Annotated in this window: 12 protein-coding genes; 5 read left to right on the top strand and 7 right to left on the bottom strand. The window is 41.5% G+C overall.

All coding sequences use genetic code 11. From position 1 onward, the window contains the following. Positions 1-77: 77 nt before the first annotated feature. Together KBF71_07595 and KBF71_07590 are read right to left on the bottom strand one after the other, a co-directional pair. Positions 78-1,316, bottom strand: a complete 1,239-nt coding sequence (locus tag KBF71_07595) for a lipoprotein-releasing ABC transporter permease subunit (protein ID MBP9878175.1) — start codon at positions 1,314-1,316, stop codon at positions 78-80. A gap of 11 nt (positions 1,317-1,327) precedes the next feature. Further along, a complete protein-coding gene (locus KBF71_07590; protein ID MBP9878174.1) occupies positions 1,328-2,743 on the bottom strand; it encodes a proline--tRNA ligase in 1,416 nt (471 codons plus the stop codon). Between the two features lie 490 nt (positions 2,744-3,233). Here KBF71_07590 and KBF71_07585 point away from each other — a divergent pair, with 490 nt between their 5' ends. Genes KBF71_07585 through KBF71_07575 form a run of 3 tightly spaced genes read left to right on the top strand, consistent with a single transcriptional unit; the run spans position 3,234 to position 6,169 of the window. Further along, a complete protein-coding gene (locus KBF71_07585; protein MBP9878173.1) occupies positions 3,234-4,487 on the top strand; it encodes an amino acid permease in 1,254 nt (417 codons plus the stop codon). A gap of 31 nt (positions 4,488-4,518) precedes the next feature. After that, positions 4,519-5,442, top strand: coding sequence for a protein translocase subunit SecF (gene secF / locus KBF71_07580; protein MBP9878172.1), 924 nt, complete (start codon positions 4,519-4,521; stop codon positions 5,440-5,442). A 25-nt stretch (positions 5,443-5,467) separates the two neighbouring features. Further along, positions 5,468-6,169 carry a DsbA family protein gene (locus KBF71_07575; GenBank protein MBP9878171.1) on the top strand — a complete coding sequence of 234 codons (702 nt, stop codon included), beginning with the start codon at positions 5,468-5,470 and terminating at the stop codon, positions 6,167-6,169. 173 nt (positions 6,170-6,342) lie between these two features. On the opposite strand, the gene KBF71_07570 is transcribed toward KBF71_07575, so the two are convergent. Then, positions 6,343-7,332 carry a hypothetical protein gene (locus tag KBF71_07570; GenBank protein MBP9878170.1) on the bottom strand — a complete coding sequence of 330 codons (990 nt, stop codon included), beginning with the start codon at positions 7,330-7,332 and terminating at the stop codon, positions 6,343-6,345. 549 nt (positions 7,333-7,881) lie between these two features. Between KBF71_07570 and KBF71_07565 the strand changes: the two genes are divergently transcribed. Further along, positions 7,882-10,005 (top strand): copper-translocating P-type ATPase, encoded by a 2,124-nt coding sequence (locus KBF71_07565; GenBank protein ID MBP9878169.1) that lies wholly within the window; start codon positions 7,882-7,884, stop codon positions 10,003-10,005. A 50-nt stretch (positions 10,006-10,055) separates the two neighbouring features. On the opposite strand, the gene KBF71_07560 is transcribed toward KBF71_07565, so the two are convergent. After that, the gene (locus KBF71_07560; protein MBP9878168.1) at positions 10,056-10,811 is read right to left on the bottom strand and encodes a hypothetical protein; all 756 of its coding nucleotides are present in this window, start codon (positions 10,809-10,811) and stop codon (positions 10,056-10,058) included. A gap of 529 nt (positions 10,812-11,340) precedes the next feature. On the opposite strand from KBF71_07560, the gene KBF71_07555 reads away from it, so the two are divergent. Beyond that, positions 11,341-12,609 (top strand): hypothetical protein, encoded by a 1,269-nt coding sequence (locus tag KBF71_07555; protein ID MBP9878167.1) that lies wholly within the window; start codon positions 11,341-11,343, stop codon positions 12,607-12,609. Positions 12,610-12,763: 154 nt separating this feature from the next. On the opposite strand, the gene KBF71_07550 is transcribed toward KBF71_07555, so the two are convergent. From KBF71_07550 to KBF71_07540, 3 genes are all read right to left on the bottom strand, one after another. After that, positions 12,764-13,081 carry a DUF1049 domain-containing protein gene (locus KBF71_07550; GenBank protein ID MBP9878166.1) on the bottom strand — a complete coding sequence of 106 codons (318 nt, stop codon included), beginning with the start codon at positions 13,079-13,081 and terminating at the stop codon, positions 12,764-12,766. Positions 13,082-13,134: 53 nt separating this feature from the next. Then, positions 13,135-13,416, bottom strand: a complete 282-nt coding sequence (locus KBF71_07545; protein ID MBP9878165.1) for an HU family DNA-binding protein — start codon at positions 13,414-13,416, stop codon at positions 13,135-13,137. Positions 13,417-13,543: 127 nt separating this feature from the next. Beyond that, on the bottom strand, positions 13,544-15,196 hold the full coding sequence (locus KBF71_07540; protein ID MBP9878164.1) for a ShlB/FhaC/HecB family hemolysin secretion/activation protein: 1,653 nt from the start codon (positions 15,194-15,196) through the stop codon (positions 13,544-13,546). Positions 15,197-15,424: the final 228 nt, after the last annotated feature.

Below are 15,424 nucleotides of genomic sequence, written 5' to 3'. Positions count from 1 at the left end.
GCAGAACATCAACACGTGTATTGCCATGGCCATAGCCGTGGAAAACATCTTGAACATCCAGAACTGGATTTTTACTTTTACTCATAGCGAAGGGCCTCCACAGGATCTAGCTGAGCTGCTTTCCATGACGGATAAAGCGTCGCTAAGAAAGACAAGGTCAAAGATAGGATCACAAAGAAAATCACATCCGCCCAATCCAAAACGGCTGGCAGACGACTCATATAATCCGCAACAGCGGGAAATGTAAAACGCAGTGATTCTGCAAAGCGATGGAAATGATCAATATTTACCACAAACAGAACACCAATCACCGTTCCAACAAAAGTTCCTACAACACCGATCGATGCACCCACCATAAAGAAAATCCGCATAATCATGCCCTGCGTTGCACCCATTGTGCGCAGAATCGCAATATCTTTGCCTTTATCTTTGACCAGCATGATCATGCCCGAAATAATATTGAGAGCTGCAATTAAAATCATCAAAGTCAAAATGATAAACATCACAATGCGCTCAACCATTAAAGCATCTAAAAATCCGCTCGAACTTTTCCAGTCACGTAAATCTTGATAAGGCCCAAGAAGTGGATAGATTTGATTACCGACCTGCTCTGTTTGATTGATGTCATAGATCAAAACCTCAAGGCTTGTGACCGATTGTCCCATATCAAAAAATTGCTGTGCTGTTGCAAAAGGCACAAATACAAAGCTCTGATCATATTCATACATGCCAATACGAAAGACAGCAGCGACTTCCAAAACCATTTGCCTTGGCACTGAACCAAAAGCTGTTGCCATCATTTTTGGACTAATCACAGTAAATTGATCCCCAACGCTCAAACCGAAATTCCTTGCCATAAGGGCACCCACAATGGCTTTACGACCTGTGAAATTTTTCAGTTCAAAAGGACCCGAGACAATCGAATCCAGAAGTTTTGTCTTTGTCATGAAGCCATTCATTGACATGGCTCTGACCATCACCCCTTGAGAATTGTTGTTTGATGTTGCCAAAGCTTGTGATTCAATAAAGGGATAGACCGCCTTGACTGTACTTAATTGCGAAATCTTTTTCATCACATCTTCGTACTTTTCAAGCGGATGCCCCATATCAGTGATTTGAAAATGTCCATTCAATCCCAAAATACGATCCTGGAAATCATCCCTAAAGCCATTCATCACAGACATCACGATGATCAAAGTCGCCATTCCAAGCAAAATCCCTAGAAATGAAAGGATCCCAATCACGGAAATAAAACTTTCCTTGCGCTTGGCTCTTAAATACCTCAGGGCTAACTTTCGCTCGAAATACTGAAACATTGCCTCTCCTCTTACCAGCTGGCCGCAATCGGTTCAAAAGCAATATCAGACAATTCTGTCAAAATTTGCTTTGCTTTGCCACCCAATGACGTGATGCCATGATTGTGCTTTGCCATAAAGGCTGCGACAATTTCATCTTTTGAAATCGTCTCGCGATTTCCTGATTTACGCTCTTTCAATTCAACGGTGCCTTCTTTTAAACCACGAGGACCAACAACAATCTGATAAGGGATCCCAAGCAAATCGGCTCTTGAGAATTTTGTCCCTGGATTATCTTCCAGATCATCGTAGAGAACATCAATATTCGCTCTCTTCAGAGACGCATAAAGCTCATCAGCATAAGCTTTTCCTGCTTCATCATCAGGACGCAGGTTCACCAGCACCACATCATAAGGCGCAACACTCATTGGCCAGATAATACCATTCTCATCATGGCTTGCCTCGATAATCGCTGCCACTAAGCGTGACACACCAATACCGTAAGATCCCATCTCAACAGGCACTTGCTTGCCTTCAGGGTTCATCACATAGGCTTCCATTGATTCGGAATATTTTGTTCCGAAGTAGAAGATATGCCCAACTTCAATACCGCGCGCTTGGAGCAAATCTGATGCAGGCACAGTACATTTTGCAGGATCATGCATCTCATCTGTCGCTGCATAAGGCTCTGTCCATTTTGCAAAGAACTGATCAAGCTCAGCTGCATTACCATATCCTTGTGTTTCAGCTGCTGCACAAATATCCATGAGTTTTTCATCACAGAAAACTGCACTTTCCCCTGTCTCAGCCAGAATAATAAACTCATGGCTCATATCACCGCCGATCGGACCTGTATCAGCCTTCATTGGAATGGCCTTAATGCCCAAGCGGTTAAAGGTCTTTAAATAGGCCAAGAACATGGTCTGATAAGATAATTTCGCCCCCTCATAAGTCAAATCGAAGGAATAATTATCTTTCATCAAAAATTCGCGTCCCCGCATCAATCCAAAACGTGGACGAATTTCATCCCTAAATTTCCACTGTATGTGGTAAAGCTGCTTTGGCAGGTCTTTGTATGACTTGCAAACTGATTGAAAAATATCAGTCAACATCTCTTCATTTGTTGGCCCGTAAAGAAGATCTCTATCGTGCCTATCTTTGATGCGCAGCATTTCTTTGCCATAAGCATCATATCTTCCACTTTTTTGCCATAACTCTGCAGGTTGCAGCGTTGGCATCAACATCTCAAGAGCGCCTGCTTTATCTTGCTCTTCACGTACAATTTGTTCAATTTTCTTCAGAACCTTGAACCCGAGCGGGAGCCAAGCGTAGATTCCAGCAGCGGTTTGACGAATCATACCGGCTCTGAGCATCAGACGATGCGAGACAATTTGAGCCTCCTTAGGATCTTCCTTCAAAATCGGAAGAAATGAACGAGATAAGAGCATGAGATAAGACCTTTGAATCACATTAATGAGATAAATTGGTTCAGAATTTTTGAACCATTCCTAATCTAATATAGATTAAAGTCCCTGTCTATGTCTTTTCATAAAAAAGAGAGATACCCTCTCTTACTTTCTTTATACCACAAAAAAGAGGCGCTTGTGGGAAATAAGTTAACTCTTTATTCATTTTTAAAAATCTGTATACTATGACGGACCATTAAGACCTCTACATAATGAGAGTAAGTATTAAGAACCGTCATTCAGAGCCGCCCTATTAAAGGGTGGCGCTTGTCCCGCCGAAGCTTTAGCGTAGGAGGATGGAATCTCATTAAACAACAACCTAAGGCAATGTTGTTAAGAGATTGCAGAGACTCCATCAGCCTACGCCAAGGCTTCGGCCTGACGGGCGGGCCCGAGGGCGGGCCCTCTGAGTGACGGTGCGGCAACACACAAAGTAACAATCTTGTTATTTACAAAATTATTTGGACAAAACATGAGACTTTCACTCACTTTAAAAACAATTGGCGCCTCTCTTTTAATTGCCAGCACAGCAATCGGCGCAGGCATGCTCGCTCTTCCTTTAGCATCAGCTAGCATTGGCTTTCCTGCTGCTTTTTTGCTCATGATGATCATGTGGTCATTCATGATTTGCTCTGCTCTTTTTACCTTTGAAATTAATCTTCGATATGGCTCAGCTCAAAGCATTGCATATCTTGCAAAAAGAGTCCTTGGTCGCTTTTGGCACATCATCTCATTTGCATCGATTGTCATTCTGTTTTACGCACTGCTTGCCGCCTATATCTCAGGCGGAGCCTCATCTTTAACAAGTTCACTAGGACAAACACCGCTCGAAAACATTGTTTCAGACTTTTCCATTTCTGGATGGCAGATCATCTTTACACTTTTGGGATGTATTGCTCTTATTTTTCCAGCAAGCGGAACCGATTACATCAATCGCTTTTTCTTCATCTTCAAGCTTGGGTTCTTTATTTTACTGATCAGCACCCTCTTCCCTTTGATCAAATCTGAGAATCTTCTCATCAGCATTCCATTTGATTTTTCAAAAACAAGCCCTTACTGGCTTGCCATTCCCGTATTCTTTACAGCCTTTGGTTTTCATGGCTCGATTCCTGCTATTGTCAAATACATCGGCCCACATCCAAAGCATACAAGACTTGCTATTATCTCTGGCAGCCTTTTTCCTATTCTCTTCTACACACTCTGGGAACTCTGCTCTTTAGGAACGATTCCGATGATCGGAGACAATAGTTTTGCAACACTCATTGGACAAAAAGGAGAGCTTGGTCTTTTCATCGATACTTTGTCACAGATGAGCGAGCAAGGACAGCTGATTTTCTATGTGAACTTCTTTACTTTTTTTACGATTATCACGTCGTTTCTGGCTGTTGGTATGGGGTTACATGATTTCTTTAAAGAATTTCTGACAAATTTCAAAATCAAACAAACGCATTTTCTTGCCTTGCTCATGACCGTTTCAGTTCCACTCTTTGTCTCACTGCTTTATCCCGATGCATTTGTTCATGCGCTTGCTTTTGCGGCTGTTGCTCTCAGCTTTTTGGCTGTTATCATTCCATCGATGCTCGTCTTAAAAATGAGACACAGCCATCCTTACGGAGAAAACACCAAATATCGCTATCAAGTCTTCGGGAGCTCTTTTATGCCAAAATTTTTAATGCTATTTGGCATTGGCATTATTATCGCAGAAGTGTATAATCTTCTTTATTGAACCATTTTCCTGACATGAAAGGGACTTTTCGATGACCGGCCGTTTTTTCACCATTCCCATGAAGCTTATTCCTGATCAAACAAAGATCGACTTTGTTGGCAAAAGATACTTCGCATACGGATTCACACTTCTTTTATTCCTTATCTCTTTTGCAAGCCTTGGCTTTAAAGGCCTCAACATGGGGATTGATTTCAAAGGCGGTATTTTGATTGAAGCCAAGGCGCTCAACGAATATTCGCTTGCAGACATCCGATCTGATCTCGAAAAAATGGATTTGGGCGAAATTGCGCTTCAATCTGCCGGGGCTGACGGTGAAATTATGATCAATGTTCAACAACAGAGTGATATTGCAGCCACAAACAAGGCAACACAAGAAATCACAAACTATCTTGGTGAAAAATTTGAGATTCGCCGGACTGAACTGGTTGGCCCAAAAGTTGGCGATGAGCTTTTCAAAAACGGCTTGATCGCAACAGGCCTTGCGATCCTTGCAATTGCTGTCTATGTTGCATTTCGATTTGAATGGCAATTTGGGATCTCAGCTCTTTTGGGGACCTTCCACGATGTTTTTGTTACCATCGGACTTTTCTCCTTATTGGATCTTGAGTTCAATCTATCATCAGTCGCAGCCATTCTAACGATTGCGGGCTATTCCATCAATGACACAGTGATTGTGTTCGATCGCATCAGGGAAAATCTCACAAAATACAAAAAACCAAATTTTGAAGAGATCTTCAATATGTCGATCAATCAAACTTTATCTCGTACCATTTTAACTTCTTCGACAACTTTACTTGCTATTCTACCCTTACTTCTTTTTGGTGGACCAAATCTCTTTGATTTCACCTTAGCACTCACTTGGGGGATCTTTATTGGCACTTTCTCATCTATCTTTGTTAGCGCCCCTCTCTTGATGTTTATGCGTCCGATTCGGCCGAAAAAAGAAGAAAACTAAACGCACTTATTAAGCAGGAGACACTATGGAAAAAACATCATTTATGGCCTGGATACTCGGAATCGTATTCCTTGCAGGCGTTGGCGTTATGGGCTATCAGATGCTTCACAAAGATGGCAATGCTGAAATTGCAGATCTCAAGGATTTTCCTGAGTCTGTCCAAAAAGCACAAAAAGATATTGCTCTTCATTACACTGGTTCGCGCGTTATCGGACAAGAATCAGCGCCCGTCACAGTTATCAATGTCTCTAGCCTTTCTTGCCCACATTGCGCTGACTTTTTCAAAGATATTCTGCCACAAATCAAAAAAGACTATGTTGATACAGGCAAAATTAAACTCGCTATCCGTGAAGTTGCAGCCGATCAAGCATCTATGATGGCTCTTTCTCTTGTCACATGTGCTGCACCTGAAAAATATGACGAAGCTGTTATGCTGCTCTATCAAAACCAGCGTGATTGGCTCATGTCACATGAACCGCGCGTTAAGCTTAAAGGATATGCGGAACAGCTTGGTCTGAGCGATCAGGATTTCGAGGCATGCATGGCAAATAGCGACCTAAAAGACAAGGTTTCTAAAACCACTTTTGGGACTTTAAAAGAGCTCAACATTGTCCATACGCCAACGCTGATTGTTCAGGGAACCGACAAAAGATTAGAGGGCACAAAATCATACGACACCTTTAAAAGGTTTTTAGATGAAGGCATTGCTGGAGAGAAGAAGGAATAAACCTACCCCTTCGTCATCCCGGACTCTTATATCGTCATTCAGAGCTACCTCTGAATGACGGTTTTAACGAGTTAATCCCATCAATAAAAAGACGCCCCCAATTTAGGGGGCGTTTTGGTATCGTATTTTTATTGTTAGAAAAGGTTCATTTTTCTTTTTATGAAACTGTTGCCTTAGCCTTGTCTTCTGCTTTTTGCATATCCAAGACCAGCCAGAGCAAAACCGAGAAGACCAATGATACCAGGCTCTGGTGTTTCAGTCGGAATTGGCGTTGCAGACAATTGTCTCACAAGGAAGGCAACGTCCCAATTACATTGTGATGTATCAACCAACTCATCAATAAAGCAGTCATCATGAAGTAATGCCTTTGGATTCACATAGAGATATCTTTCAAGACTACTTCCTAAAAAAGTGAGATCATCTGACACAATTGTTGCTAAAAGAGTCCCAAGTGGAACATTTGGATCTGCGCTTGCGCTCGTGTAAATTTCAGCACTATTGTGATCATCAAAGCAAAATTCAGAACCATTAACATCACAAACGCCCTGATTCATCGATGACAATTGAATATACCAATCTTTATACTTTGCATAATCAACACCTAGATCAATTTGCACGAGCTCATTAAAATTGATCTCATCAAAATATTCTTGCTCATCGTCTGGACCCTGGATGTTAAGCACTGACTGAATAAAACCCGCAGCCGTTGGAGGAGATGCTGGAATTGTTTGAACGCCTAGCCCAACACCATCCCCACCAGGGGCTTCGTCAACACCTCTATTATGTTCGAGAATGCTATTATTTACTGGATTTGTTTCATAAATAGAATTGAGTGTGTAAGTACCTGCACCAGGTGAAACTACAGTTAAATCACTATTTGTATCTGGCATAAATGAAGTAATCTTTTTAAAGAAAACTGTCACATTCACTCCATAGCCACCAGGCTGATCCAAGTATGTCTTTGTTGCAAGATTTGTATCAGCAGTCGAGTCAGGAATGGCTGTATCACCATCCATAGCGGCAGTTCCTGCCGTCGGAAGAGCACCCGTTGCATCAACACCGTAAAATTCCCACACATTTGGTGTTGGTGCCAAATATGCATGAGCTGGCAGAGCGTAAAGCCCTGCTAATAGACATGTTGTCATTAATAAATACTTTTTCATTTTGACTCACTCCTTCTTGTTTGTTATTGTTTCGTCGCCTAATCTCTAACATGTGATTTTCCGACTTTTATCTTCCATGTTGCCTTTATAATTGCATCCAGCGTGCCACGGATGAAAATACAACAAAATCAATAACATATGTAAAAATGATCTTAATAAGAACATTTTTGAGGTGCTATTTTGTCATCAATGGAGACAAATTGCTGATATTGCTGATTGTTCTTGAATTACATACCCATGAAAGATGGTACAGATATATGTGTGCTCGTCATTGCGAGGAGCGTCAGCGACGTGGCAATCTCTTGTTTATTTTATTAGATTGCCACGTCAGCCCCCGGCTTCCTCGCAATGACGCATTTCTCGTCTTATCATCAACACCCATGAAAGACTTGGTTAAGAGTTATGATTTACAATGGGTTAAATATTGCTACATAGGTTGTGAGTTTAAAAGTCGTCATTCAGAGGGCCCGAGGGCGGGCCCTCTGAGTGACGATTTTTAAACTGACAACAGTCTCAAATCTCTCTAAAATAAGAAAACAAAGGAACCCTATGCTCTACACCTGCCCTATGCACCCCGACATACGCAAAGAAGGACCCGGACACTGCCCCATTTGCGGCATGTCACTTGAGCCGATGCATGTAACAAATGAGCCCACTGAGGATACAGAATATCAAGACATGTCCCGTCGCTTTTGGATTGCAGCCGCACTCTCATTGCCACTGCTGGTACTAAATATGGCGCCGCATCTGTTATCATCTACCTTTTTAATGACGCTCACCATGCACCCTTTATTCAATTGGTTTCAGCTTCTTTTAGCAAGCCCAGTTGTTCTATGGGCAGGATTTCCTTTTTTTATGAGAGGAATTGATTCTCTGAAGACCCGCAATCTCAATATGTTCACCCTTATTGCTCTTGGCATTAGCGTTGCTTATGTCTATAGCCTGTTCATCACGCTGGCGCCCAACATCATGAGTGCCTTTTTTGGCGATGCGTTAAAACTGGATGTCTATTTTGAGGCGGCTGCCGTGATCACAGCTCTTGTCTTACTGGGGCAAGTGCTAGAATTAAAAGCACGCTCTGAAACAAGTCTTGCGGTGAAACAACTCCTTGATTTAACGCCAAAAACAGCACATCTTATAAGCTCCTTCGCGCATCAAACAGAAAGTGACATTCTCGTCTCAAAGATTCAAGTTGGCCAATACCTTCGTATTAAACCAGGCGAGCGCATCCCTGTTGATGGCATTATTGTCACAGGCCATAGCTCTGTTGATCAATCCATGATCACGGGTGAATCCATCCCAGTTGAAAAGATTGTGGGCGATCCTGTTATTGGCGGCACACTCAATGGTACTGGCTCTTTTATCATAGAGGCCACAAAAGTTGGACAAGATACGCTCCTTTCTCAAATTGTCAAGATGGTTTTAAAAGCCCAAAGATCCAAGGCGCCGATCCAAAAGCTCGTGAATGATATTTCCGCTTATTTTGTGCCAAGTGTTATGCTCACGTCTCTCATCACTTTCATCCTTTGGTATATCTTTGGCCCTGCACCACAGATTGCCTATGCAATTTACACGAGTGTTGCTGTTCTGATCATTGCGTGCCCCTGTGCATTGGGGCTTGCAACACCAATGTCCATTATGGTTGGCACAGGCAGAGGCGCACGAGAAGGCGTTCTGATCAAAAGTGCCGAAGCTCTTGAGAAATTGGCAAAGATCAACGTCTTGGTTCTTGATAAAACAGGAACGCTCACCGTGGGAAAACCGCACGTTGTTGATATTATGTCATTCGATCATCGATATTCTCAGGCCGAGCTTCTCTCTTTTGCAGCGAGCCTTGAGCAAAATAGTGAACATCCTCTTGCAGAAGCCATTCTGAAAAAGGCTCAAGACAAAGAAATCGCTCTCAAAACAGCGACTCAATTCCAATCAATCACCGGCAAAGGCGTGATCGGACAAATAGCTGATAAAACAATCGCCCTTGGTAATCAAGCCCTCTTGCAGAGCTTGGGCATTAACATGGACAATCATCAGGAGTCTATAGAGGCGCTTCGCTCATTGGGGCAAACGATTATGTTTATATCCATACAAAACGAGCTTGCTGGTTATATTGCTATTTCGGATCAAATCAAGCCCGATACAAAGCTGATTCTAGAGGCTCTCACAAAACTCCAGATCAAAATCGTGATGCTCACGGGAGATAATGAGCAAACAGCCCTTAGCATTGCAAAGCAATTGAACATCCAGGATGTGAAAGCGGATATCTTGCCTCAAGATAAATTTCACTATATAGAAGAGCTCCAAAAACAAGGATATATAGTTGGCATGGCTGGTGATGGCATTAATGATGCCCCTGCTCTTATGCAGGCTCATGTTGGAATTGCCATGGGCAATGGAACCGATATCGCGATGGAAAGCGCTGATATTGTTCTGGTTTCCGGTGATTTAAATGGCATTTTAAGAGCAAGACACCTCAGTGAACTGACCCTTACCAACATCAAACAGAACCTTTTTCTTGCTTTCATTTACAATACAATCGCAATACCGCTTGCAGCAGGGCTTTTCTACCCCCATTTTGGTCTTTTGCTGAGCCCTGTTATTGCAAGCGCTGCTATGTCTTTTAGTTCTGTTTCAGTCATTGCGAATGCATTGCGTCTATCACGCAGCAATCTGTAAAAATTCCCATTCCCATTTATTATAGCGCAATACATGAAATCATCAAAAAACTAAAGCTGAAAGTTTCTTGTTGGATGCAAGGCACGCATCTCTTGCCAAAGCTGTTTTACTGCAACTCCAATGTAGTTACCCATAATATCAAGGCCTGTGAGCACCCTGTTCTCTTTGAGCGCATCAGCAAGCGCTCTTGCGCCTTCATCTCCAATGTTGTTACGACTAAGATCAAGACTTGTCAGCGTCCTATTCTCTTTGAGCGCATCTGCAAGTGCTCTTGCGCCTGCATCTCCAATTTGGTTATTATAAAGAACAAGGCTTGTCAGCCTCCCGTTCACTTTGAGAGATTCAGCAAGCGCTCTTGCGCCTTCATCTCCAATGTTGCGACTACTAAGATTAAGACTTGTCAGCGTCCTATTCTCTTTGAGAGATTCAGCAAACGCTTTTACTTCTGTAGCTTCCATTCTATACATGACTTTGATCATCGTTACAAAAGTCTTCTCTCGGAAAATGAAGGAAAGCTCTTCTTGATTTTCGATCTTAACGAGATACCAGAGCCCAAGCATTTCGGATAGAGCTGGATCTTCTGGAAAGGCTTTTGTTTTTGCCAGAAAGTCTTGCAATGTCACCTCCGTATATTGGTATCTTGGCACTTTTTGGATGATTGGTTTCATATAAAAACGGAAGAGGTCTGGATTGTAAACCGTCTCTTCAGAACAGAGGCTTTTGATCTCTTGAAAAAGAGCGAAGATGGCATCGTCTGTCTTAGCCTCTTTTAGCTTTCGTTCTATAGCTGGTTGAAGGAATCTCATCTTTAAATCTAGAGTAAGTGCGGTGTTTTGAATTTCTATCACTCTTTCAGCAAGTGGCAACTGATTAAACACCTCTAACTGGCGTGTAAAAGCAATTTCATATAATCTAGGAATTAGGTTTTCTGGCGCTACTTGAACTGAAGGAACGCCTTGTTCTTGGTGCTCAACTGTTGAACTAAGTTCGTTTAATACATGTAAATGTGTCATGCTTCTGTGCCTTTCGGGTCATAATAGGATTATGAAAATATCATTCGCAAAATATACAAAATTAATTACATTTGCAAGTGAAATTTGAAATAATGTCACTTGCCGGCATTTAACTTATTATCGACATCCAGAAAAATCCCCATTGACGACCACATTCCCATTTGTTATAGTGCGATACATGAAATGCTCAATTTAGCTAATATTGCGTATTTTTGGAGTCATCATTCAAAAATGTTTCTATATTGAATAAATTTAATGCATAATTTATATAATTATGATAGTATTACATTTAATGATCTATTTTTAAAATAAAGGAAGCACCATGGTCTTTACAATCAATCCAAAACAGGCCAGCCCTCAAAAAAATGTTTCGGGGAAAGAAAACGTTAGCGTTGTTCTCACCGATTTGAAAAAGCGTTGCTCTTCAGACCAAGAAAATCTGCAGCCAAGCAAAAAGATCTTGACTGAGAGACATGTGTTAGAAAGTCAAAAAACACCCGTTCTCCCTTTATCGCCAGCAAAATTGAATAGCCCAAGAACGCCGCCAAAAGGTACCGGATCCCCTTTAAAACCCCCAACTCCCACTCTGCACCACCAAAAGACCATTCCAATCAATCTCGATGAGTTGAATGGCACTGTCATTATCAGCGATAAAGATATTGCAAAGATGGAACAAAAACCAGAGGAAGAAATTGACCCCAATTTTGATGAATTTGCTAAAACCATTCGTTTAGGACCAATCTCAGATCTAGGAGATGTTCAATCCATTTTCATCACTGATGAGGAGCTGACGTACTTTCCTATCAATTGGGAAAAGGCTCAAAGTCTTAAGAGCCTGAATCTTTCAATGAACAAAATTACAGCGATTCCTGATGAGATTGAAACACTAGAATCAATTCAATCACTCACTCTATGTCTAAATCTATTAACCACAATCAACTCGAAGCTTCTAAATTGTAACACTTTGACTACTTTAGATGTGTCAGAAAATCGCATTACAGATCTACCTGCTGATATCGGAAGACTAGAGCACCTTTCTTTCTTAGAAATTCAACACAATCCAATTACAACGCTACCTGACTCAATCACAAAACTAACGCATCTTCACTCTCTTGATTGCAGAGGAACGCTTATACAATGGGATAATTTGTCTGAATCAGTTCAAAATTGGCTCAAACGAAAGACAATGGACCCCTCAAAAATGAATGCATACGAAGACGTCTTTGCTCCAGAGCCGCAAATGGAAGTCGCAGGCATCGATTTGCCGAGTGATATTGATTTTGTTGAAGGCAAATTGAATACTCTCAAAAATCCTGAATATTGCAACCTGAGCGCTTTGAACCTGGTCACTCTGCCTGAATCATTGGGTGAATTAGAGGGGCTGAAGGTTTTGAATCTGGCCGACAACTTCTTTTTGAAACAATTACCAGAGACAATGACTCGATTAACAGAGCTTGACTTTTTGAACCTAAAGGGAACGGCTATTCAGTTTGAGTCCCTTAGTCGCCAACTCCAAGACTGGCTCTTGGATCTTCAAGATAATGGCTGCACGATTGTCGGGATTGATATCATTGATATGAATGAGGCTTAAGGGCTAAGACCTACAAACATACTATTTTCGTCATTGCGAGGAGGTTTCGACTTAGTCGAGAACGGACGTGGCAATCTAATCTTTATAAAGAGATTGCCACGCTTCGCTTTGCTCGCTCGCAATGACGATTTTTCTTATCTTTCGAAAATCTCGCCTAAGAACGCGATGTCAGAGCGGATCCATGATCTTGGAAGCGCTTTTGTTTTTCTTCAAAGAGCGTTGCCTCAAGCTGCTGAACCTTACGATTCAATTGATAGATCTTTGTCAGCATCGCAAGATAGCGATAAGCAATGATCACAGCGGCAAACAGAAAGCCCATCAAAAAGCAACCAACAGCAGCGATATAAAGGGGAACCAAAAAGGTTCCTTCAATAGGCCAAAAGGCTAAAGTCACTTCTGATCGATTCGAAATCGCAAAGATCAGCACTAACAACGTGACGATACATCCCAGGATTGTACTCAGAATTTTCATAGTGACTTACATCTTTCAGCCTATCGAGGCATAATACCAAGCAAAAAATTAAATTAAGCGATATTGAGTTTTTCCTTTAACTGTTTTCCAGCTTTAAAGAAAGGTTTTGATTTTTGAGCAATCATAACTTTCTCACCAGTTTTTGGATTGCGGCCAGGGCGTTCTGGTATCACTTTAATACCGAAAGTGCCAAAACCTCTGAGTTCAACACGTCCATCCGCGGATAGTGTATCGGCAATCTTTTTAAAAATTGTAACGACAATCTTTTCAAGATCTGCTTTTGCGAGATGAGGGTTCAAGGCCATGAGTTGTTTGATTAATTCTGATCGAGTCATTTTTTTCGCTCTTTTTAATAATAGATGATTTATTTGAGAATTCTTATTCTAGTTAACTCTTTGTAAAAGTCAACTAGAAGAAAAAAAAATTTCAAAGAATCTCAGATCTTTTAATCATTTCTCTTCTTTAAAAGTGAACTGTCACTTGCCCATAGGCAACAAGCCCCTCATCCTTCAAATAATATGGCCGATCAATGGAACGAGAGAGCGTAATCTCGGTTGATACATGGCCACCTTGGTTCCTTAACCCGAGACTGACAGAGCTCACCTGGCCTCTCTCTTGCGGATCGCGTTTATCTTTAATCAAACCGCCATGATCGAATCCCACAAAAGTTTGAAATGAACCAAGGTATTTCTTCAATTTTGCACCTTGAGGATCATAAAAGCGCCATCCTAACTCATTTCGAACATAGTATCCCTGATCTCCATTGATACTGGTTTCTTGAAAGCCTCGAACGGTTGATGATCCTCCGATTGACACTCTTTCCGAACTGAACAGACGATCTGGTGTATGCTGCCCAAAGGCGACAATTGATCCATAAAATGAATTTAGGAACTGCCATGAATAACTGGCATCAAGCGTTAATTTTTTAAACTGGGGATTGGGCGCCTGCTTATTCTCTTTCACTCTTGTTGGCGCGCCCCAAAGCCTTGTCCCTTGACTATAGGTCAGCGCTCCTGAAAAAGAACCAGGGCCAACCCTATGATTATGAAAAAGCCTTACCCCAACAGGCGTCATCTTATTGGTGCTTTGATCTAAAACATGATCATCAAGGGCATTCTTCGCATTACGGTGCGAGGCAAAAAAGCTCACACCTGTCTTACTCACTTGATTTCTGTGTAAAACCCGCTCAAGTTCAGCCTTTTGTGTTGCTGTAAAACCAGAAGATCTGAAAGAGGCAATATTGCCTTTCACCGTTGATCTATATTCAAAGTACGAAGCTGAATACCGCATTGTCCAATAGCCAACGGGAATTCCGGCATTAAAGGAGAGGCTCTGACTTCTGTGATGATGGTCATCAAAATCTAAATCCCTGCGGCCTGTGATCATGAAAGCATCATAAATTCCAAAATAATCCTCAAGAATCAACTGAATTTCACCTTGATCACGCCCTGTTGCTTTTGAGCCGCTGTTATCATATGACACATGACCCGCTACTTTTTTGGATTGAGCTGTTTTAAAGTAAGCGATGGATCCACCCTCTTCTTCAGCAGGTTTTAATTCCAACTGCGCATCATAGGTCTGAAGCCTTGTTATTTGATCGATCGTTTGTTCCAAATCTCTTAAATTCAGAGCTGATTTTCCAGAGTCCGAATAGCCAAGGAGTGATCGCCCATCACGCACGCCGTTGCGTTCGACCTCAATATCATCAAGCGTTCCTTCAATAACCTGAATAATCAATACAGGCGTCTTCAAGTTTGGTGATTTTAAATATACACGTGCTGTCACATAGCCTTTATCCATATAGAAATCTGTTAATTTTTGGAGCAGAGCATCAAGATCAGCCACGCTTATTTTCTTCTTGAGAAAAGGTTTGGTGATTCTATCCATTTGCCTTTTGGAGAAATGAGTCACCCCCATAATTTGAATTTGCTCAAATAAAAACTGCTCTTCTGTTGATAAATCTGAAGGCTGGGCTTTAATTGCCTCTTTGCCCGTAGGTGCTCTTAAATCCCTGAACTGATCTTCTAGTTTCTTTTCTTCCTGGGCTTGCCTTCCTAAAATTTGATCTTGCTGATCAAGTGCAAATGCTGATTCAGACCAAAATTGGAGGCTCAATAGGCAGAAAATGCAAGAAAAAACCTTGCAAAAACAGGAGGAAGACAAATTAATGCCTTTTGAGTGAAAGCTTGTTATTGATTTTTTAATTGATTCGAAATACACTGTAGACCTCTTAACTAGGGAAGGTTCTAGAGGTATATCTGCCAGGATTGCGCTTCTAGAACTTTCGGTTGATTTAAATGAATTGATTTGATTACTTATATTATATGGCAGCTCTATCAATCA

This window comes from Alphaproteobacteria bacterium (assembly GCA_018063245.1).
Classification (GTDB): Bacteria; Pseudomonadota; Alphaproteobacteria; order JAGPBS01; family JAGPBS01; genus JAGPBS01.
The sequence above is the reverse complement of the archived record's forward strand: the minus strand, read 5'-3'. Positions and strand labels throughout refer to the sequence as shown.

What these genes read in the sequence shown, in the direction of transcription:
- KBF71_07560 (MBP9878168.1), bottom strand. Translation starts at nt 10,811, where the DNA reads ATGAGATTCCTTCAACCAGCTATAGAACGAAAGCTAAAAGAGGCTAAG.
- KBF71_07545 (MBP9878165.1), bottom strand. Translation starts at nt 13,416, where the DNA reads ATGACTCGATCAGAATTAATCAAACAACTCATGGCCTTGAACCCTCAT.
- KBF71_07550 (MBP9878166.1), bottom strand. Translation starts at nt 13,081, where the DNA reads ATGAAAATTCTGAGTACAATCCTGGGATGTATCGTCACGTTGTTAGTG.
- secF (MBP9878172.1), top strand. Translation starts at nt 4,519, where the DNA reads ATGACCGGCCGTTTTTTCACCATTCCCATGAAGCTTATTCCTGATCAA.
- KBF71_07565 (MBP9878169.1), top strand. Translation starts at nt 7,882, where the DNA reads ATGCTCTACACCTGCCCTATGCACCCCGACATACGCAAAGAAGGACCC.
- KBF71_07590 (MBP9878174.1), bottom strand. Translation starts at nt 2,743, where the DNA reads ATGCTCTTATCTCGTTCATTTCTTCCGATTTTGAAGGAAGATCCTAAG.
- KBF71_07585 (MBP9878173.1), top strand. Translation starts at nt 3,234, where the DNA reads ATGAGACTTTCACTCACTTTAAAAACAATTGGCGCCTCTCTTTTAATT.
- KBF71_07595 (MBP9878175.1), bottom strand. Translation starts at nt 1,316, where the DNA reads ATGTTTCAGTATTTCGAGCGAAAGTTAGCCCTGAGGTATTTAAGAGCC.
- KBF71_07575 (MBP9878171.1), top strand. Translation starts at nt 5,468, where the DNA reads ATGGAAAAAACATCATTTATGGCCTGGATACTCGGAATCGTATTCCTT.
- KBF71_07570 (MBP9878170.1), bottom strand. Translation starts at nt 7,332, where the DNA reads ATGAAAAAGTATTTATTAATGACAACATGTCTATTAGCAGGGCTTTAC.
- KBF71_07555 (MBP9878167.1), top strand. Translation starts at nt 11,341, where the DNA reads ATGGTCTTTACAATCAATCCAAAACAGGCCAGCCCTCAAAAAAATGTT.